Source organism: Agromyces capsici (genome assembly GCF_058349965.1).
Genome location: NZ_JBYRET010000002.1, coordinates 41173 through 60594, shown reverse-complemented (window position 1 = coordinate 60594; position 19422 = coordinate 41173). Strand labels below are relative to the sequence as shown.

Below are 19422 nucleotides of genomic sequence, written 5' to 3'. Positions count from 1 at the left end.
GGGAAGTCTGGTCGGCCGACGCGTTCGCGTCGTCGTCGTTCCGCGCGGTTCCATCCGCCGCCCCCGACTCGTCAGAGGTGCCCATGAACTTCCTCCGCTCCGAGCGCGTCTCCGCGTCGCTCCTGCTCGCCGCCGCCGTCCTCGGCCTGCTGCTCGCGAACCTCGCGACCGGTCCGGCGCTCCTCGACCTCAAGCACCTGCACCTCGCGGTGCCGTTCACGTCGCTCGACCTCTCGGTCGGCCACTGGATCAGCGATGGGCTCCTCGCGATCTTCTTCTTCATCGTCGCGGTCGAGCTGCGTCGCGAACTGGTCATCGGCGAGCTCAACGGATTCTCCAAGGCCGCACTCCCGGCGGTCGCGGCGATCGGGGGGGTCGTGGTGCCCGCGCTCGTCTTCCTCGCGTTCGCGGGCACCGGGCCGACCAACGACGGCTGGCCCGTGCCGACGGCGACCGACATCGCGTTCGCGCTCGGCGTGCTGGCCATGTTCGGCCGGTTCATCCCGACGCGCGTGCGGGTCTTCCTGCTCGCGCTCGCGGTGCTCGACGACCTCATCGCCATCCTGATCATCGCGTTCTTCTTCACCTCCGACGCCGACCTGACCTACCTCGGCTTCGCGGCGATCGCGGTCACGCTGTTCGGGATGACGAGCCGGCTGCTGCGGCCGCGCTCGCCCTACGTGCTCGCGCGGCGCGCGCCGTGGCCGATCGTCGTGGTGCTGTGCGCGCTCGGCGCAGTCGCGTGGAGCTTCGTGTACCTCTCGGGCGTGCATGCGACGATCGCGGGCGTGATGCTCGGGCTCGTCATGTCGCGTCGCCCGGCGGGCCGCGCGGTGCACGCACTCGAGCCGTGGTCGAATGCGGTCATCCTCCCGCTGTTCGCGTTCTCCGCGGCACTCGTCGCCATTCCGCAGGTGCGGCCGAGCGAGCTCGACCCGGCGTTCTGGGGCATCCTCGTGGGCCTGCCGGTGGGCAAGATCGTCGGGATCACGCTGATCGGCGGGCTGGCCACGATGGTCGTGCATCGCCGGACGGGCACGACGCCGCTCACCTGGTCGGACATCGCGACGGTGGGCGCGCTCGGCGGCATCGGGTTCACGGTGTCGCTGCTCATGAACGAGCTCGCGTTCCGCGAGTTCCCGGACGTGGTCGACCAGGGCACGGTCGCGGTGCTGCTCGGTTCGGGCGTCGCGGTGGTGCTCTCGGCGATCGTCGTCAGCCTGAAGTCGCGCGCCTACAGGGCGCAGGGCGCGGCGCAGGGCGTGGGCGGCGCGCTCTCGCGCTGAGCGCGGCGTGCGCCGCCGCCGGCCCCGCTCCCGGCGCGGCTCAGCCCGCGGTCGCCGCGGCCGCGCCGTCGGTCGCCGGCTGCTCGACCGGGAAGATCACGCCGATGAGGTTCGACACCCACTCGATGAGGTCGGCGTCGCCCGGCGCCTCGCCGCCCGGGGTCGGGAACGGCACGAGGATCACGTCGTTCTGGGGGAACAGCTTGGCGCCCGGGTACATGCGCTCGAGTCGGACGCGGCGCGAGTCGGGCAGCCGGGCGGGCGCGATGCGCAGCTTCGACCCGGTCGCAATGACGTCGGAGAGCCCGGCGAGTTGCGCCTTCCGGCGCAGGCGCGAGATCGCCACGAGGTGCTCGACGGCCTCGGGCGGCTCGCCGTAGCGGTCGACGAGCTCCTCGACCACCAGGTCGATCTGCCCCTCCTTCGCGGCGGGGCCGCTCGCCGCGGAGAGCTTCTGGTACGCCTCGAGGCGCAGCCGCTCGGAGTCCACGTACTCCTCGGGGATGTGCGCGTCGACGGGCAGCTCGAGCCGGAGCTCGGTCTGGCCCTCGGCGACCTCGCCCCGGAACGCGTTGACGGCCTCGCCGATCATGCGCAAGTACAGGTCGAAGCCGACGCCCGCGATGTGGCCCGCCTGCTCGGCGCCGAGGAGGTTGCCCGCGCCGCGGATCTCGAGGTCTTTCAGGGCGATCTGCATGCCGCCGCCGAGCTCGTTGTTGGCCGAGATGGTCTCGAGCCGGTCGTGGGCGGTCTCGCTGAGCGGCTTCGCGGGGTCGTAGAGGAAGTACGCGTAGGCGCGCTCGCGGCCGCGGCCGACGCGCCCGCGGAGCTGGTGCAGCTGCGAGAGCCCGTACTTGTCGGCCCGGTCGATGATGATCGTGTTCGCGTTGGAGATGTCGAGGCCGGTCTCGATGATGGTCGTCGAGACGAGCACGTCGAACTTGCGCTCCCAGAAGTCGACCACGATCTGCTCGAGCACGTGCTCGTTGAGCTGGCCGTGGGCGACGGCGATGCGCGCCTCGGGCACGAGCTCGGCGAGCTGGGCCGCCACCCGGTTGATCGACGAGACCCGGTTGTGCACGAAGAACACCTGGCCCTCGCGGAGCATCTCGCGACGGATGGCGGCGGCGACCTGCTGGTCGGAGTACGGGCCGACGAACGTGAGGATCGGGTGGCGGTCCTCGGGCGGTGTCGCGAGCGTGGACATCTCGCGGATGCCGGTGACCGCCATCTCGAGCGTGCGCGGGATCGGCGTCGCACTCATCGCCAGGATGTCGACGTTGGTCTTGAGCTTCTTCAGCTGGTCCTTGTGCTCGACGCCGAAGCGCTGCTCCTCGTCGATGATCATGAGACCCAGGTCCTTGAAGCGCACCTTCTCGGTCAGGATGCGGTGGGTACCGATGACCATGTCGACCGTGCCGTCGGCCAGGCCCGCGAGGGTCTCGCGCGCCTCCTTGTCGGTCTGGAAGCGCGAGAGCGCGCGGACGTGCACAGGGAACCCGGCGAAGCGCTCCGAGAACGTCTCGAGGTGCTGCTTGACGAGGAGCGTCGTCGGCACGAGCATCGCGACCTGCTTGCCGTCCTGGATGGCCTTGAAGGCGGCACGCACGGCGACCTCGGTCTTGCCGAAGCCGACGTCGCCCGCGAGCAGGCGATCCATGGGGATCGGCCGCTGCATGTCGGCCTTGACCTCGTCGATGGTCTGGAGCTGGTCGGGCGTCTCGGCGTACGGGAACGCCTCCTCGAGCTCGTGCTGCCACGGGGTGTCGGCTCCGAACGCGTGGCCCTTGGCGGCCATGCGCGCGGAGTAGAGCTTCACGAGTTCGACCGCGATGTCGCGGACGGCCTTGCGGGCACGGCTCTTGGCCTGCGCCCAGTCGCTGCCGCCCATCTTCGACAGGCTGGGCGCCTCGCCGCCGACGTAGCGCGAGAGCAGGTCGAGCTGGTCCATGGGCACGTAGAGCCGGTCGCCCGCCTGCCCGCGCTTGGACGGCGCGTACTCGAGCACGACGTACTCGCGCACCGCGGTCGGCGCCTGCTTGATGCCGGCGGTGCGGCTGGGCCCGGTGGGTCGCGTGCCGGTGGCGACCTCGCGCTGCACGAGCTCGACGAAGCGGCCGATGCCGTGCGTGGAGTGCACGACGTGGTCGCCGGGCTTGAGCTGCAGCGGGTCGACCACGTTGCGGCGTCGGCTCGCGAGCTTCTTGCCCTGCCGGGCGTCGTACCCGGCGGAACGACCGTAGAACTCGGCCTCGGCGATGAGGCCGAGCTTGGCCTCGGGCACCTCGAAGCCCGCCGACGCCTGCGCCTGCACGAGGAACGCCACGCCCGGCTCGAGCTCGTCGGGCACCGCGTCGACGAGCCGGCCCGCGAGCCCGTGCTCGGCGAGCACGTCGCGCGCGCGTTCGACGAGGCCGTGCCCGGCGGCGGCGACGACGAGGCTCCATCCGTCGCGGAGTCGCTCGGCGACGTGCTCGACCGCGCCCTCGACGTTGCCTTGGAAGCTCGGCACGCTCGCCGCGGCGATGCGCACGTACGCGGCGTCCGATCCGCCGGGGGTCTCGCCGATCTCCTCGGCGGCGTCGCCCTGGTCGAAGCTCGACAGGGTCCACCACACACGCTGCGGGTCGGGCTCGCCCGGCGCGCTGAAGAGCGCCGACTCGCGCAGCCCGCGGAGGGTGAGGAAGTCGCCCGCGGCGAGGTCGATCGGCGCGGCCGCGCCCGCCGTCGCCGCGTTCCACGCCGCGGCGAGGAACTCGCGGTTCGTCTCGCCGAGGCTCACCGCCCGCGAGGCGACGCGTTCGGGCGCGAGCACGGCGACGGCCGCTCCCTCGGGCAGGTAGCTCGTCATGGGCACGAGCCGCTCGAGCAGGGCGGGCGCGAGCGACTCCATCCCCTCGACCGGGATCCCCTCGGCGATCCTCTCGAGCATGCCCGACAGGCTGGGGAACTCGTGCACCATCTCGCGCGCCCGCTGGCGCACCGACTCGGTGAGCAGCAGTTCGCGGCTCGGCGCCAGCGAGACGCGCTCGACGCGATCGGGAAGCGAGCGCTGGTCGGCCACCGAGAACGCCCGGACCTCCTCGACCTCGTCGCCGAAGAAGTCGACGCGCACCGGGTGATCGGCGGTGGGCGGGAAGACGTCGAGGATGCCGCCGCGCATCGCGAACTCGCCGCGCCGCGACACCATGTCGACGCGCGCGTAGGCGAGGTCGACGAGGCGGGACGAGAGGCTCGGCAGGTCGTACCCGCGACCGCCGGCGACGAGCTCGATGGGCTCGAGGTCGCCGAGGTTGTCGGCGACGGGCTGCAGCGCCGCGCGCACCGAGGCGACGACGACGAGCGGATGGCGCGAGCCCGCCTCGTCGGCGGCCCACTCGCGCAACCGTCGCAGCGCGTGCAGTCGTCGCCCGACCGTCTCGGCCGACGGGCTCAGCCGCTCGTGCGGCAGCGTCTCCCACGCGGGGAACTCGAGGATCTCGGCGCCCTCGAGGTACGGCTCGAGCGATGCGCGCAGCGCCTCGCCCTCGCGGCTGGTCGCCGTGATCGCCAGGAGCGCAGGAGCTCGTCCCGCCGCGGCGCGGCGCTGGAGCAGGGCCGCGAGCAGCGGAGCGTCGAGGCCCGCGGGTGCCGAGAAGTCGGCGTTCCGCTCGGCCTCCGCGAGGGCTCGGTCGATCGTGGAGGCGCGCGAAAGCGCCGTGTTCAAGCCCTGCAGGATCACCGGAGCAGTCTACGCGCGCGCCCTGACATCGCCCCCGGCGCCGGCATCGCCCGGTCGGCGTCCACGCGAGGTCGGGGGCCGCCGATAGCATTGTGCGCGCCGCCACGACCGGCCACTGCCCGACCGGAAGGACCCGCATGATCATCGCCGCCGCCGACGGCTCCGCGCTCGGCAACCCCGGGCCCGCCGGATGGGCCTGGTACGTCGACGACTCGTGCTGGGCGGCCGGCGGCTGGCCGCACGGCACCAACAACATGGGTGAGCTCACGGCCGTGCTCGAGCTCTTCCGCGCGACGGCGCACCTCGATGAGGAGTTGCTCGTGCAGTGCGACAGCCAGTACGTGATCAACGCGCTGACCAAATGGATGCCGAACTGGAAGCGCAAGGGCTGGCGCAAGGCCGACGGCTCCCCCGTGCTGAACCTCGAGCTCATGCAGGCGCTCGACGAGGTGCTGCAGGGCCGTCGCTACCGCTTCGAATGGGTGCGCGGCCACGTCGGCCACCCCATGAACGAGGCGGCCGACGAGCGGGCGCGAGCGGTCGCGACCGCGTACCAGAAGGGTCGCGACATCCCGGCCGGGCCCGGCTGGAGCGGCGCGTGCGAACCCGCGGTCGACGCGCTGGTCTCGCCGGCCCTGCCCTCGCCCGACCAGGCCGAACCGCCGGTGGGCCCGCTCGGCGAGATCACCGAGGAGGCCGAGCCGTCGCTCTTCGCACTCGCCGAGGACGCGGCGCAGTGGCACACGCTCACGCTCGAGCTCTCGGCCGACGAGCACGACCGGCTCATCGCACGGGCGCGCGCCGAGGGCACCTCACCCGAGGAGCTCCTCCGCGGGCTCATCTGAGCCGAGCGCGTCGATCACGGGGCATTCCCCCGCCCGCGGCGGCCGGTCGACGAGTGAGACGAGGGCCGCTCGCACCCGCAGCAGGTCGTCGACGCGACGATCGAGGTCGGCCAGGCGCTCGAGCACGAACCCGTCGACCGGCGGTGGGCCGCCTCGGTCGGAGAGTTCGAGGAACCCCGCGATCTCCGACAGCGTGAATCCCAGTGCCTTGGCCCGGCCGATGAATCGCACGCGCGCCGCCGTCGCCTCGGGGTAGCGCCGGTATCCGGCGGGGCTGCGGTCGGGCTCGGCGATCAGGCCGCGGCGCTCGTAGAACCGGATGGTGCTGACCGGCACGCGCGCCGTGGCCGCGAGGTCGGACGTGTGCATCAGGCCCGGGCCGGAACCGGCTCCGGAGTCGCGGCCGGAGCGCGCCGGGCTCGCCGATCCGCCAGCAGACCCGCCCCCTGCAGCATCGCCCACACCACCTCCAGCACGAGGAACACCGCGATCACGGCGCTCGCTCCGGAGGCCAGGGCGACGATCATCCATGCCGAGAACGCTACGCGCCCGATGAGGGTGTCGATCGCGATCAGCGACGGCACCGGGTGGAGGATCCGCGCGATGGCCCACATGGTCACGGCCGTGCCGGCCATGTTCACGAACATCATCTGGGCCGGCCCGAAGTCGGGGAGCTGGGCCCCGGGCGCGCCGAGCGAGGTGTGCAGCCAGCGCTGCAGGTCGAGCATGATCACCGCGGTCCAGGGGGTCGCGAACGCGACCGTGACGACGAGGTCGTAGATCGCCCCGGCTCGCCCGAAGCGCACCGGGGTGCGGGCCGAGCCGAGGGCCGGGAGCGAGGTGCGGCGTGCACCGATCGCGGGGGCAGGGGCAGGGGCAGGAGCAGGAGCAGGGGCGAGCGTCTTCGAGAGGTCCATGCCGTCATCGTGGACCCTGCACCGTGGTGCAGGGTCAAGTCGCCGATCCGGGTCAGGCCGGCGAGTGGAACCGCTGCTGCGCCGCCACGAGGCCGTCGGAGACGACCGCTTCGACGGCGTCCGCGGCATCCGAGAGCAGGTTCGGCACCGCCTCGCGCTCGGACCCGGCGAAGTCGCGCAGCACGTAGTCCGCGGCATCCATCCGGCCCGGGGGCCGGCCGATTCCCACGCGCACGCGCGTGAAGTCGGGTGAGCCGGCGGCCTTCTGGATGTCGCGCAGGCCGTTGTGCCCGCCGTGACCGCCGCCGCGCTTGAGCCGCACGGTGTCGAACGGGATGTCGAGCTCGTCGTGCACGACGATGAGCCGGTCGACGCCGAGCGAGTAGAACTTCAGCAGCGCCGAGACCGGACCGCCGGAGGTGTTCATGTAGCTGTTGGGCTTGGCGAGCACGAGCTTGGGCCGACCCGGGCCGAGGAAGCCCTCGGCGACACGCGAGGGCGTCTTGTGGCTCTTGAACGTCGCGCCGATGCGCGAGGCGAGCTCGTCGGCGACCATCTGGCCGACGTTGTGGCGGTTGCCGGCGTACTGCGCGCCGGGGTTGCCGAGGCCGACCACGAGCCAGGTGTTGTCGGACACGGCCTCGTCCTTCCGGCGGTTGAGGAGGCGGTCGAAGAGGTTCACGGATGCCTCCGGAGCAGGGGATGTCGGGAACGGCGGAGGGCCCGCGGCCCCGCGATCCGAGCGTACCCGGATGCGGCGCCGCGGGCCCTCGCGACGAAGCTGGGTCGGCTACTCGGCCGACTCGCCCTCGGCGGCCTCGGCGGGAGCCTCGGCGGCCTCACCCTCGGCGCCCTCAGCGGCCTCGGCCTCGGCGGCCTCCTCGCCCAGGTCGACCTTCTGCGGCACGTGCACGTTGATCACGAGCGTCTCGGGGTCGCTGAGCAGCGCGGCGCCCTTGGGCAGCTCGACGTCGCTGGCGAACAGCTTGGTGCCGTCCTCGAGGCCCTCGACGCTGACGAGGACGTTTTCGGGGATGTGGGTCGCCTCGACCTCGAGCGAGAGGGTCGTCGCGTCGAGGTCGGCGATGGTGCCCGAGGCGGGCTCGCCCTCGACGTGCACGGGGACCTCGACCTGGACCTTCTCGCCGCGCTTGACGACGATGAGGTCGAGGTGCTCGATGACCTGGTGCACCGGGTCCTTCTGCACGTCCTTCACGAGCGCGAGCTCGGTCTTGCTGCCGATCTGGAGCTCGAGCACGGCGTTGGCCTTGCGGACGAGCAGCAGGATCTGGTGGCCCGGCAGCGTGAGGTGGCGGGGGTCGGTGCCGTGGCCGTAGAGCACGGCGGGGATCTTGCCGGCGGCGCGGATCTTGCGGGCCGCGCCCTTGCCGAACGACTCGCGCGTCTCGGCGACGACCTTGTTGTCTTCGTCCATGATGATGGCTCCTTGCGGGCTCGCGGCCCAGGGTATGGGTGTCTGTCTTCAACTCGAACGCATGCGCGTGAGGAACAGCCGTGAAGCTCGCTTCCACCGCGTCGATCACGGATGCCGCGGCCGGGCGGACCCGGCCTCCGGCGGCATCCCTCGCCGAAGTTCAATCGCCCAGTCTACCGGATGACGCAGCCGACCACCGACCGGGATGCCGCGGCCGCACCGAGCCGCGCCGTTATCCTCGACCCATGAGCTCCCGCCTGCACGACCTGGCCGTCGAGCATCTGGGCACGCGGATCGTCTCGGGCGAGCTCGCGCCCGGCACGGTGCTGCGCACCGACGCGCTCGAGGACGACCTGCGCGTCTCGCGGTCGGTCGTGCGCGAGGCCGTGCGCGTGGCGCAGTCGCTCGGGCTCGTCGAGACCGTCAAGCGCGTCGGCATCCGCGTGCTGCCGGTGAGCTCGTGGACCCTCTTCGACCCGTCGGTGATCCGCTGGCGCCTCGAGTCCGAGCAGAAGGGCGCGCAACTGCGCTCGCTCACCGAGCTGCGCACCGCCGTCGAACCGGTGGCGGCCGAGCTCGCCGCACGCTTCGCGCCGCCGGCGCTCGCGAGCGAGCTCATGCGCATCGCCGCCGCGATGCGGACCGCCGGCCGCGCGGGCGACGCCGACGCGTTCCTCGAGCTCGACGTCGAGTTCCATCGCACGGTGCTGCGCGCCTCGGGCAACGAGATGTTCGCGGCGCTCGGCGACGCCGTCGGCGAGGTGCTGCGCGGCCGCACCTCGAGCGGGCTCATGCCGACGCGGCCCAGCGAGGACGCGATGCAGTGGCACGTCGACGTGGCCGACGCCATCCTCGCCGGCCGGGCCGACGCGGCGCGCGAGGCGATGCTGCGGGTGCTCGGCCGCACGGCCGACGACGTGGAACGCACGTGGCGCGACCTTCCGCGGGCCCTGCCGGCGACGTGACCGAGCAGGCACACCGTCACACCGCGCCATCCGATTTATAAATCATACTTATTCGGTGCCATACTGATTGACGTCTGATTCTTGATCGGCACCCGACTGCTAGCGTGGTGCCGGAAACCGCACCGACGCAGGAGCACGAGCATGCCCGAGAGCACCACCCCCGCCAGCGCCAACATCGGAGTCGTCGGCCTCGCCGTCATGGGCTCGAACCTGGCCCGCAACCTCGCCAGCCGCGAGGGCAACACCGTCGCGGTCTTCAACCGCTCCCCCGAGCGCACCCGCACGCTGACCACCGAGCACCCCGAGGCCGGGTTCGTCGCCTCCGAGGGCTACGACGAGTTCGTCGCCTCGCTCGCCAAGCCCCGCACCGCGATCATCATGGTGCAAGCGGGCAAGGGCACCGACGCCGTCATCTCCGAGCTCGTCTCGCGCTTCGAGCCGGGCGACATCATCGTCGACGGCGGCAACGCGAACTTCCACGACACCATCCGTCGTGAGGCCGAGATCGCGCCGACCGGCATCCACTTCGTCGGCGCCGGCATCTCGGGCGGCGAGGAGGGCGCGCTCAACGGCCCCTCGATCATGCCCGGCGGCTCTGCCGAGTCGTACGAGACGCTCGGCCCGATCCTCGCCTCGATCGCCGCGGTCGCCGAGGGCGAGCCGTGCGTGACCCACGTCGGCACCGACGGCGCCGGCCACTTCGTCAAGATGGTGCACAACGGCATCGAGTACGCCGACATGCAGCTCATCGCCGAGGCGTACGACCTCATCCGCCAGGGCACCGGCAAGAGCCCGGCCGAGATCGCCGACATCTTCGCCGAGTGGAACACCGGCGAGCTCGAGAGCTACCTCATCGAGATCACGGCCGAGGTGCTGCGCCAGACGGATACTGCGACCGGCCTGCCGCTCGTCGACGTCATCCTCGACGAGGCCGGCGCCAAGGGCACGGGCGCCTGGACGGTGCAGAACGCCCTCGACCTCGGCGTCCCCGTGTCGGGCATCGCCGAGGCCGTGTTCGCGCGCAGCCTGTCGTCGAAGCGCGCCCAGCGCGAGGCGTCGGCCGACCTGCCCGGCCCCTCGGGCGACTGGACGGTCGCCGACGCCGACGCCGACGCCTTCGTCGAGGATGTGCGCCGCGCCCTCTACGCGTCGAAGATCATCGCCTACTCGCAGGGCTTCGACGAGATCGTCGCGGGCGCCGAGCAGTTCGGCTGGGACGTGCACAAGGGCGACATCGCGAAGATCTGGCGCGCGGGCTGCATCATCCGCGCCCGGTTCCTCAACCGCATCGCCGAGGCGTACGCCGACCAGCCCGGCCTCGTCGCACTCGTGACCGCGCCGTACTTCCGCGACGCCGTCGCGGGCGCGCAAGAGAGCTGGCGCCGCGTCGTGCAGGTCGCCGCGGGCGCGGGCATCCCGACGCCGGCGTTCTCGTCGTCGCTCGCGTACTACGACGGCCTCCGCGCCGACCGCCTGCCGGCCGCGCTCGTGCAGGGCCAGCGCGACTTCTTCGGCGCCCACACCTACAAGCGCGTCGACAAGCCGGGCGTGTTCCACACGCTGTGGTCGGGCGACCGGTCGGAGATCGAGACCACGCCCTCGTCGCACTGAGCCGACGCACCGGGCGCGCGGGCGAGGAACAGGTCATGGGCAGGCCGTCGTGGCAGGAGGAGGGGCAGGACCCCGACTACCGCTTCACGCTCGCGAACGAGCGGACGTTCCTCGCCTGGATCCGCACCGCGCTCGCGCTGCTCGCGGGCGGCGTGCTGCTGCACCAGTTCGCGACCGGCCTCGAGCCGCGCGTCGTGCTCGTCGTCATCGCCGTCGGGCTCGGCGTCGTCTCGACCGCACTCAGCGTCATCGCGTACACGCGGTGGCGCGCGAACGAGATCGCGATGCGGCACGGACGGCCCCTGCCGTACGGCTGGGCGCTGCCCGTGCTCGCCGCGACGAGCCTCGTCACCGCGGCGGTGCTCACCGTCGTGCTGATCCTCTCCTGAGGCCTCCCCCGTGCCCGCGCACCGCATTCCCGCGAACGGCGACCCCGGGCTGCAGCCCGAGCGCACCGCGCTCGCGTGGGGCCGCACCTCGCTCGCCATCGCGGTGAACGCGCTGCTCGCCGTCCGATCCGGGCTCGTGCTCGGCGAGGCCTCGCTGATCGCGATCGGGGCGGTGCTCTTCGCCGCCGCGGGCGCGACGGTCGCGGTCGGCGCGATCAGGCGCCGCCAACTCTCAGGCGATATCCTGACCATCACGCCGCCGCGCTGGGCGCTGCCCGGTGTCGCCGCCGCCACCGTGGTCGCGAGCCTCGCCGGCGTCGCGTCCGTGCTCGTCGAGGGAGGGAGCCGATGACCGACTGGCATCCCGAGTTCGAGGAGGACTCCCGCCCGCTCCGCACCGAGCGCCGCCGGCGGATGCTGCGCGTCGTCGTGCTCGTCGCGCTCGTCGCGATGCTCCTCCCGCTCGTGCTCTCCGCGATCGGGGTCGCGCGGTCCGCGGCCGAGCGGGCCTGCGCGATCTACGCCAACGCGTACGACCTGGGCGCCGCGTCGGGGGTCGCCTTCGACGTGTTCGCGCAGGGCGGTCCCGGATGGCTCTGCTTCGCGCACCCGTCGGGCGCCGGCCACGACACGCTCCTGGGCAACCTCGGGCTCATGCCCGCGGCGCCGCGGTTCACCGAGCCGGGGCGCCCGACGTAGTCGGCGGCGTCCGTCGCCGACGGCGGCCGCTCACTCGGCGAGCAGTCGCTCCTTGACCTGGCGCCGGATGACCTTGCCGATGAGCGAGCGGGGCAGGTCGTCGACCTGCACCACGCGCTTCGGCACCTTGTACGCCGTGAGGCGCTCGCGCGCGAGCGACCGGATCGACTCCGCGTCGAGCGAGGCACCCGGCCGTAGGACGACCGCGACGACGACCTGCTCGCCCGTGCGCTCGTCGGGCAGGCCCACGACGGCGCAGTCCTCGACGTCGGGATGGTGGCGGATCGCCTCCTCGACCTCGCTCGGCGCGACGTTGAAGCCGCCCGTGATGATGAGCTCCTTGATGCGGTCGACGATGCGCACGAAGCCGTCTGCGTCGATCGTGACGATGTCGCCCGTGCGGAACCACGGCGCGCCGCCCGCGGGGTCGTCGACGAAGACCGCCGCGGTTTCCTCGGGCTTGTGCCAGTACCCCTGGAACACCTGCGGGCCGCGCACGACGAGCTCGCCGCGCTCCCCGGCCGGCACGTCCTGGGTGGGGTGGTCGGGGTCGACGACGCGGCACTCGGTGTCGGGCAGCGGGAGGCCGACGGTGCCGGCGCGCCGGGTCGGCGCGACGGGGTTGGCCATGAGCACGGGCGAGCACTCCGACAGGCCGTAGCCCTCGACGAGGTACCCGCCGGTCTGCGCCTCCCACGGCTCGACGACGTCGGGCGAGAGCGGCATGGCCCCCGAGATGGCGATGCGGATGCCGCGGAGCGAGACGCCCTGCTCCACCGCGGCCTTCGTGAGCCGCTCGTAGATGGGCGGCACCGCGGGCAGGAAGGTCGGCGGGCGCTTCTTCACGACCTTCAGCACCAGGTCGGGATCGAAGCGCGGGAACAGCACGAGCCGCGCCCCCATGCTCATCGCGAACGTGAGGCACAGCGTGAGCCCGTACGCGTGGAACATCGGCAGGACGGCGTACACGACCGAGGTGCCGCGCTCGATCTCGGGCACCCAGGCGCGGGCCTGCGCGGCGTTCGCGAGCAGGTTCTGGTGCGTGAGCGTCGCGCCCTTCGGGTTGCCGGTCGTGCCGCTCGTGTACTGGATCAGTGCGACGTCGCCGACGTCGGGTGCGCGCAGGTGGGGTGCGATGCGGTCGGATGACACGAGCTCGCGCCACGTCACGGTGTCGTGCACCGACGTGGTGAGCGCCTCGCGCGCCTCGCGCGCCTTCGCGATCGGCAGCCGCAGCGCGGCCCGCGTCGCGAACGGCATCGCACGGGTGAGGTCGACCGAGACGATGTGGCGCATGGCCAGGTCGTCGGGGAAGTCCTGGATGGTGCCGACGACCTTGTCCCACGCGATGACCACGCGTGCGCCGTGGTCCTCGAACTGGTGTCGCAGCTCGCGCGGCGTGTAGAGCGGGTTGTGCTCGACGACGATCGCGCCGAGGCGCAGCACCGCGTAGAACGCGACGACGTGCTGCGGGCAGTTCGGCAGCACGATGCCGACCGGGTCGCCCTGCTGCACGCCGAGGCGACGCAGGCCCTCGGCTGCCCGTTCGACCTGCTCGAGCATCTCGGCGTAGGTCGTGACCCGGCCGAAGAACTCCAGCGCCGGCCGGTCGGGGTACTCGGCCGCGGAGGCCTCGATCAGGTCGAACAGCGACCCCCCGGGCGCCGGGAGCTCATGCGGCACGCCCGGCGCGTAGCTCGCGAACCACGGTCGCTCCGCGGCATCCGTCATGCTCAGGCCGCCCCGTCGAACATGCTCGTGACCGAGCCGTCGTCGAAGACCTCGTGGATGGCGCGCGCCAGCAGCGGCGCGATGGGCAGCACCGTGAGGCGGTCCCAGCGCTTCTCGATCGGCACCGGGAGCGTGTCGGTGACCACGACCCGGTCGATGAAGTCGGACTGCAGGATCTCGACAGCGGGGTTCGAGAACACCGCGTGGGTCGCCGCGACGACCACGCCGGTGGCGCCGTTCTTCTTCAGGGCCTCGGCCGCCTTCACGATGGTGCGACCGGTGTCGATGAGGTCGTCGACGAGGAGGCACACGCGACCCTCGACGGTGCCGACGATCTCGTGCACCGAGACCTGGTTCGGCACGAGCGGGTCGCGACGCTTGTGGATGATGGCGAGCGGCGCGCCGAGCTTGTCGGACCAGATGTCGGCCACGCGCACGCGCCCCATGTCGGGCGAGACCACGGTGAGCGTCGAGGGGTCGAGCAGCGTGCGGAAGTGCTCGAGCAGCACCGGCATCGCGAACAGGTGGTCGACCGGGCCGTCGAAGAAGCCCTGGATCTGGGCGGCGTGCAGGTCGACCGACATGATGCGGTCGGCGCCGGCGGCCTTGTAGAGGTCGGCGACGAGGCGCGCCGAGATCGGCTCGCGGCCGCGGCCCTTCTTGTCCTGACGGGCGTAGGGGTAGAACGGCGAGACCACCGTGATGCGCTTGGCGGAGGCCCGCTTGAGGGCGTCGACCATGATGAGCTGCTCCATCAGCCACTCGTTGATGGGCGCCGCGTGCGACTGGATCACGAACGCGTCGGTGCCGCGCACGCTCTCGTCGAAGCGGGCGTAGAGCTCGCCGTTGGCGAAGGTGCGCGCGTCGGTGGGCATCAGCTCGGTGCCGAGCTCCACCGCGATCTGCTCGGCGAGCTCGGGGTGCGCGCGCCCGGAGACGAGCACGAGGCGCTTCGATCCGGTGGTCTCGATTCCCGACATGTGTGCTGTCCTTCCCACCGGCCCGTGCCCCTAGTGTTCGTCTCGCTCGTCGGCGTCCGGCGCGGATCGCTCCGCCTCCGCCGCCTGCGCCGCGGTCGCGGCCTCGGCCGCCGAGGTGCCCGCGCGGTGCGTGAGGACCCAGCCGTCGAGGTTGCGCTGCGGCGCGACGTTCACGGCGAGCGCACCGGCGGGGACGTCCTTGCGGACGACCGTGCCGGCGCCCGTGTAGGCGCCGTCCCCAATCGTAACGGGCGCGACGAACACGCCGTGCGATCCGGTGCGCACGTGGGAGCCGATCGTCGTGCGGTGCTTGTTCACGCCGTCGTAGTTCGCGGTGATCGATCCGGCGCCGATGTTCGAGCCGATGCCGACCTCGGTGTCGCCCACGTAGGAGAGGTGCGGCACCTTGCTGCCCGCCCCGATGTGCACGTTCTTCGTCTCGACGAACGTGCCGATCTTGCCGTCGGCGTCGAGCACGGTGCCGGGCCGCAGGTAGGCGAACGGGCCGACCGAGGCGCCGGGACCGACGACGGCGAGCGTGGCATCCGTGCGCTTGACCTCGGCGTTCGCACCGACCTCGCAGTCGACGAGCGTGGTGTCGGGCCCGACGATTGCGCCGGTCGCGATCGCGGTCGCGCCCTTCAGCTGGGTGCCGGGGCGGATGGTGACGTCGGGCTCGATCCGGACGGCCAGGTCGATCCAGGTCGTCGCCGGGTCCTCGATCGTGACGCCGCCCAGCTGCCAGCCGCGCACGATGAGCGCGTTCAGGCGCGCGGCCGCCTCGGAGAGCTGCGCGCGGTCGTTGATGCCCGCGACGAGCCACGCTTCCGAGACCGGGCGGGCCTTCACCTCGGAGCCCGCGGCGCGGAGGTGCTCGATCACGTCGGTGAGATACTTCTCGCCCTGCGAGTTCTCGAGCGTGAGGTTCGCGAGCTGGTCGCGGAGGGCGTTGACGCCGAAGGCGTAGATCCCCGCGTTGACCTCGTCGATCGCGAGCTCCTCCTCGGTGGCGTCCTTCTGCTCGACGATGCGGTCGAACGCGCCGTCGGCGGCGCGCACGATGCGGCCGTACCCGGTCGGGTCGTCGTAGCGCGCCGAGAGCACCGACGCGGCGAGCCCGTCGGCCCGGTGCCGGTCGAGCAGCTCGGTGAGCGTCGAGGCATTGAGCAGGGGCACGTCGCCGTTCAGCACGAGCACGTCGCCGGAGAATTCGGCGGGGAGCGCCTCGACGGCCTGCTCGACGGCGCGACCCGTGCCCGGGACCTCGTCCTGGTCGACGATGACGGTGCCGGGCAGCTCGGTCTCGATCGCCTGCGCCACGAGGTCGCGCCCGTGGCGCACCACCGCGACCACGTGCGCCGCGTCGAGCGCACGCGCCGTCGCGAGCACGTGCGCGATGATGGGCGCGCCGGCGAGCGGGTGCAGGATCTTCGGGGTGGCCGACTTCATGCGCGTGCCCTGGCCCGCGGCGAGCACGATGATCGCGAGGTTGTTGTCCATGCTCCGCCACCAGGATTCGAACCTGCCGGCATCGCGAGGGACACCGGACCCAGATCGGCGGACTGTACCCGTTCCCTCCCCGGCGGGGTCGGTTCGGAGACAGCAACCATCTTCACATGCGACGAGCTGCGCATCATGACGGCGACCGTCTGCGAGCGCGGTGCACGGTCTGCATGCGTGTAGGCTCACGCGCATGCCCGAGGACCGCGAAGCCGTCGCGTCGACGCGCGGGCACGGCGATCGGCACTCCGGCGATCCGGTACCCGCGACGGTGACGGCGACCATCGACCCGACCGGCCGTCGGTATTGGATGGACGCCCTGCGGGGCGCAGCAGTGCTCCTCGTCGCACTGTGGCATGCGTTCTCGATCCCGTACCCCACTGTTCCGACCGGCATCGACTGGGCGTTCGACGTCCTCTCGGTCTACCGGATCCCCATGCTGATGTTCCTGTCCGGGCTCCTTCTCGACCAGTCGCTGTCGAAACCGGTGCCCGTCTTCGCTGCGGGCAAGCTGCGGCGCATCGCCTGGCCGCTCCTGGTCTGGTCGGTCGTCCTCCTGCTGATCGGGTGGGGGTCTGCCGACGCCACAAGCCCCGGATTCTGGCTCGGTGAGGACTCCCATCTCTGGTACCTCGGCGTGCTGCTCGTCTGCTATGCGATCGGGCTCGTGACGAAGTGGATCCACCCCGGCCTCCTCCTGCTCGCCGGAATCCCGGCGATGGAGCTCGTCCACACCGAGAACTGGTTGATCAACAGCACCCTCTGGTTCGGCCTCTACTTCTTCGCCGGCGCCGCACTGTCGCGGTGGCTCGGATGGTGGCTCCGTCGTGGGCCTCTGCTCCCCGCCCTCGGAGTGCTGGCCGCATCCGCCTGGGCCGTGTACTCGGCGACGGTCCACGGCTACGCGCCTGTCGCGCACTGGCGGCCGTTCCTGTTCTCGGTCGTGGGTGTCGTCGGCCTCGTGTGGTTCGCGTCGCGGATGCGGCGCGTGGGATGGCTCGAGTGGGTCGGCCGGCGATCGATCGCGTTCTACACCGCGCATGTGCCGCTCATCTGGCTCGTGACGCTCGCGTTCGGAGCAGTCCTCCCGGCGCCGGCGACGTACACGCTCGTCGTGCTGGTGATGGGCGTCGGCTGCTGGCTGCTGGCGCGATACCTCGTCGGCACCGTGCTCTTCGAGTTCCCGCGCCTCAGGCGTCGGCGGGCGCCGGAATCGGAACCGGCTCCGAACGCTGATCGGTGAATCGCGGTCGCTCCCCGGGACCCGGGCGCTTCGGTGGCGTCATATGTCGTCGGCTCCGCCACCAGGATTCGAACCTGGTCCTCACAGCTCCAAAGGCTGTCGTGCTGCCGTTACACCATGGCGGACCGCGCCGGCGGGGTGGGCCGAGCGCCTACCAAGTCTGCCACGCGCCATCCGCCGGCTCTGAACGGGGATGCCGCGGAGCCGATGCGATACTGGCGGCATGACGGCGGACGCGGACGAGGTGGACCGGATCGTCGACGACTGGGAACGCGAGCGGCCCGACCTCGACTTCGCACCGCTGCAGGTCTTCTCCCGGGTGGGGCGGCTCTCGAAGCTGCTCGACCGCGCGCGCAAGCAGGCGTTCGAGCGCTCCGAGCTGGAGTCGTGGGAGTTCGACGTCCTTTCGGCGCTGCGCCGCGCAGGTGCGCCGTTCCGGTTGCCGCCGAAGGCGCTGCTCGCGCAGACGCTCGTCTCGAGCGGCACGATGACCAACCGCATCGACCGGCTCGTCGCACGTGGCCTCGTGACCCGGCAGACCGACCCGCACGACGGTCGCGGCATCCTCGTGGAGATGACGCCCGCCGGCGTGACCCGCGTCGACGCCGCGATCACGCGGCTCGTCGACGCCGAGGCCGAGCTGCTCGCGGGCCTGCCGCCGGCCGAGCAGCGACGGCTCGCGGCGCTGCTGAGGAAGCTCTCGCTCGGGTTCGCCTGACACGTCGCACGAATCGGGAATACCCCCCAGGGGTATCTGGTTGTCTGGTTGCAGAGAACGCACCACAGCCGACCGAGGAGTCATCATGCGCCTGTTCGCGATCCGTGACTATCGTCACCTGTTCACCGCCCAGGTGATCGCACTGTTCGGCACCGGACTGGCGACCGTGGCGCTGGGCCTGCTCGCCTACGAGCTCGCCGGCCGCGATGCCGCCGCCGTCCTCGCCACGGCGCTGACGATCAAGATGGTCATGTACGTCCTCATCGCCCCGCTGGCCGCGGCCTACGCGGATCGCCTTCCGCGACGGATGTTCCTGACCCTGCTCGACGTGGTCCGGGCGGCCGTGGTGCTCGCGCTGCCGTTCGTCACCGAGATCTGGCACATCTACGTCCTGATCGGCGTCCTGCAGGCCGCATCGGCGGCATTCACGCCGACGTTCCAGGCCGTCATCCCCGACATCGTGACGACGGAATCCGACTACACCCGCGCCCTGTCCGCCTCCCAGGTCGCCTACACCATGGAGAGCCTGCTGAGCCCGGTGCTCGCCGCCGTCGCCCTGACCTTCATGGCCTTCGACTGGCTGTTCGTCGGCACGTCGATCGCCTTCGTCGCGTCGGCCGCCCTGGTGCTCTCGACGCGCGTGCCCAACGCACGGCCGAGCCGCCACACCAGGATCTGGCAGCGGCTGTCGTCGGGGATCAGGACGTTCGCCACCACCCCCCGCCTCCGCGGCGTGGTGGCGCTGAACCTCGTGGTCGCCGCCGCCGGGTCCATCGTGATCGTCAGCACGGTCAACTACGTCCGGGACGAGCTCGGCGGTACGCAGGCCGACGTGGCCTGGATGTTCGCAGCGTCCGGCGGGGGCACGCTCCTGGTCGCGCTCGCCCTGCCTCGCGTGCTCGACCGCATGGCCGAGCGCACGGTGATGATGTCAGGAGCGGCGGTGCTGCTCGTCGGAGTGATCGCCGCGATCTCGATGATCGCCACCGGGATCGCCGCGTGGCCGGTCACCGCGGCCGTCTGGGCGACCATCGGCGCGGGGATGGCGCTGGTCGTCACCCCGACCGGCCGGGTGATCCGCGCGTCGTCGTCGCCGGCCGACCTGCCCGCCGCGTTCGCCGCCCAGTTCTCGCTGTCGCACCTCGCCTGGCTCCTGACCTACCCCATCGCCGGGTGGGTCGGCACGCACTCCGGATTCGGGCTCGCCTGGTCGATCCTCGCGGGCCTCGCCGTGATCGGCGCCGTGACGGCACTCGCGCTGTGGCGGCGACCGGCAGCCCGTCCGATCTTCGTCGAGCGGGACCGCATCGCGGTCGGCGTCGGGGCCGCCTGAGCACCGATGGGGCGGATGCCACGTGTGCGACGCGTCGCCGTGGCATCCG

Annotated in this window: 18 protein-coding genes and 1 tRNA gene; 10 read left to right on the top strand and 9 right to left on the bottom strand. The window is 71.9% G+C overall.

Translation table 11 applies throughout. From position 1 onward, the window contains the following. The first annotated feature begins 83 nt into the window (after positions 1 to 83). The gene (gene nhaA / locus AC3RKB_RS14155; protein WP_491436905.1) at positions 84 to 1286 is read left to right on the top strand and encodes a Na+/H+ antiporter NhaA; all 1203 of its coding nucleotides are present in this window, start codon (positions 84 to 86) and stop codon (positions 1284 to 1286) included. Positions 1287 to 1326: 40 nt separating this feature from the next. Here nhaA and mfd read toward each other — a convergent pair whose 3' ends face one another. Next, entirely contained in the window at positions 1327 to 5007 is a 3681-nt protein-coding gene (mfd, locus tag AC3RKB_RS14150) for a transcription-repair coupling factor (RefSeq protein ID WP_491436904.1), read from the bottom strand. A 137-nt stretch (positions 5008 to 5144) separates the two neighbouring features. Here mfd and AC3RKB_RS14145 point away from each other — a divergent pair, with 137 nt between their 5' ends. Continuing rightward, complete coding sequence (locus AC3RKB_RS14145) at positions 5145 to 5852, top strand: RNase H family protein (protein WP_491436903.1); 708 nt, start codon at positions 5145 to 5147, stop codon at positions 5850 to 5852. Here the strand turns inward: AC3RKB_RS14145 and AC3RKB_RS14140 are convergent. The 4 genes from AC3RKB_RS14140 to AC3RKB_RS14125 form a co-directional block, all read right to left on the bottom strand. Then, positions 5820 to 6221: a MerR family transcriptional regulator gene (locus AC3RKB_RS14140; RefSeq protein ID WP_491436902.1), complete on the bottom strand. Its 402-nt coding sequence runs from the start codon at positions 6219 to 6221 to the stop codon at positions 5820 to 5822. The two genes, AC3RKB_RS14145 and AC3RKB_RS14140, sit on opposite strands and share 33 nt — an antisense overlap. Then, complete coding sequence (locus AC3RKB_RS14135; protein WP_491436901.1) at positions 6221 to 6769, bottom strand: hypothetical protein; 549 nt, start codon at positions 6767 to 6769, stop codon at positions 6221 to 6223. Before AC3RKB_RS14135 ends, AC3RKB_RS14140 begins: the two co-directional genes overlap by 1 nt. A 52-nt stretch (positions 6770 to 6821) precedes the next feature. Then, on the bottom strand, positions 6822 to 7406 hold the full coding sequence (gene pth / locus AC3RKB_RS14130; RefSeq protein ID WP_491437847.1) for an aminoacyl-tRNA hydrolase: 585 nt from the start codon (positions 7404 to 7406) through the stop codon (positions 6822 to 6824). A 153-nt stretch (positions 7407 to 7559) separates the two neighbouring features. Next, entirely contained in the window at positions 7560 to 8204 is a 645-nt protein-coding gene (locus AC3RKB_RS14125) for a 50S ribosomal protein L25/general stress protein Ctc (RefSeq protein ID WP_491436900.1), read from the bottom strand. A 245-nt stretch (positions 8205 to 8449) separates the two neighbouring features. Between AC3RKB_RS14125 and AC3RKB_RS14120 the strand changes: the two genes are divergently transcribed. The 5 genes from AC3RKB_RS14120 (at position 8450) to AC3RKB_RS14100 (ending at position 11868) form a co-directional block, all read left to right on the top strand. Beyond that, complete coding sequence (locus tag AC3RKB_RS14120; RefSeq protein WP_491436899.1) at positions 8450 to 9169, top strand: FadR/GntR family transcriptional regulator; 720 nt, start codon at positions 8450 to 8452, stop codon at positions 9167 to 9169. Between the two features lie 141 nt (positions 9170 to 9310). Then, on the top strand, positions 9311 to 10780 hold the full coding sequence (gene gnd, locus AC3RKB_RS14115) for an NADP-dependent phosphogluconate dehydrogenase (RefSeq protein WP_491436898.1): 1470 nt from the start codon (positions 9311 to 9313) through the stop codon (positions 10778 to 10780). Between the two features lie 35 nt (positions 10781 to 10815). After that, complete coding sequence (locus tag AC3RKB_RS14110; protein WP_491436897.1) at positions 10816 to 11169, top strand: YidH family protein; 354 nt, start codon at positions 10816 to 10818, stop codon at positions 11167 to 11169. A 10-nt stretch (positions 11170 to 11179) separates the two neighbouring features. Continuing rightward, entirely contained in the window at positions 11180 to 11521 is a 342-nt protein-coding gene (locus AC3RKB_RS14105; RefSeq protein ID WP_491436896.1) for a DUF202 domain-containing protein, read from the top strand. Then, a complete protein-coding gene (locus tag AC3RKB_RS14100) occupies positions 11518 to 11868 on the top strand; it encodes a hypothetical protein (protein WP_491436895.1) in 351 nt (116 codons plus the stop codon). The genes AC3RKB_RS14105 and AC3RKB_RS14100 overlap by 4 nt, the downstream gene beginning before the upstream one ends. Positions 11869 to 11898: 30 nt before the next feature. Here the strand turns inward: AC3RKB_RS14100 and AC3RKB_RS14095 are convergent, their stop codons facing one another. Genes AC3RKB_RS14095 through glmU form a run of 3 tightly spaced genes read right to left on the bottom strand, consistent with a single transcriptional unit; the run spans position 11899 to position 16079 of the window. After that, positions 11899 to 13599 carry a long-chain-fatty-acid--CoA ligase gene (locus tag AC3RKB_RS14095; RefSeq protein ID WP_491436894.1) on the bottom strand — a complete coding sequence of 567 codons (1701 nt, stop codon included), beginning with the start codon at positions 13597 to 13599 and terminating at the stop codon, positions 11899 to 11901. 2 nt (positions 13600 to 13601) lie between these two features. Beyond that, complete coding sequence (locus AC3RKB_RS14090) at positions 13602 to 14579, bottom strand: ribose-phosphate diphosphokinase (protein ID WP_491436893.1); 978 nt, start codon at positions 14577 to 14579, stop codon at positions 13602 to 13604. 30 nt (positions 14580 to 14609) lie between these two features. Then, a complete protein-coding gene (glmU, locus tag AC3RKB_RS14085) occupies positions 14610 to 16079 on the bottom strand; it encodes a bifunctional UDP-N-acetylglucosamine diphosphorylase/glucosamine-1-phosphate N-acetyltransferase GlmU (protein WP_491436892.1) in 1470 nt (489 codons plus the stop codon). 193 nt (positions 16080 to 16272) lie between these two features. On the opposite strand from glmU, the gene AC3RKB_RS14080 reads away from it, so the two are divergent. Continuing rightward, entirely contained in the window at positions 16273 to 17322 is a 1050-nt protein-coding gene (locus AC3RKB_RS14080) for an acyltransferase family protein (RefSeq protein ID WP_491436891.1), read from the top strand. Between the two features lie 53 nt (positions 17323 to 17375). On the opposite strand, the gene AC3RKB_RS14075 is transcribed toward AC3RKB_RS14080, so the two are convergent. Beyond that, positions 17376 to 17447, bottom strand: a tRNA-Gln gene (locus AC3RKB_RS14075). 98 nt (positions 17448 to 17545) lie between these two features. On the opposite strand from AC3RKB_RS14075, the gene AC3RKB_RS14070 reads away from it, so the two are divergent. Next, positions 17546 to 18040: a MarR family winged helix-turn-helix transcriptional regulator gene (locus AC3RKB_RS14070; RefSeq protein WP_491436890.1), complete on the top strand. Its 495-nt coding sequence runs from the start codon at positions 17546 to 17548 to the stop codon at positions 18038 to 18040. 85 nt (positions 18041 to 18125) lie between these two features. Continuing rightward, the gene (locus tag AC3RKB_RS14065) at positions 18126 to 19373 is read left to right on the top strand and encodes an MFS transporter (protein ID WP_491436889.1); all 1248 of its coding nucleotides are present in this window, start codon (positions 18126 to 18128) and stop codon (positions 19371 to 19373) included. The last annotated feature ends 49 nt before the right edge of the window (positions 19374 to 19422 follow it).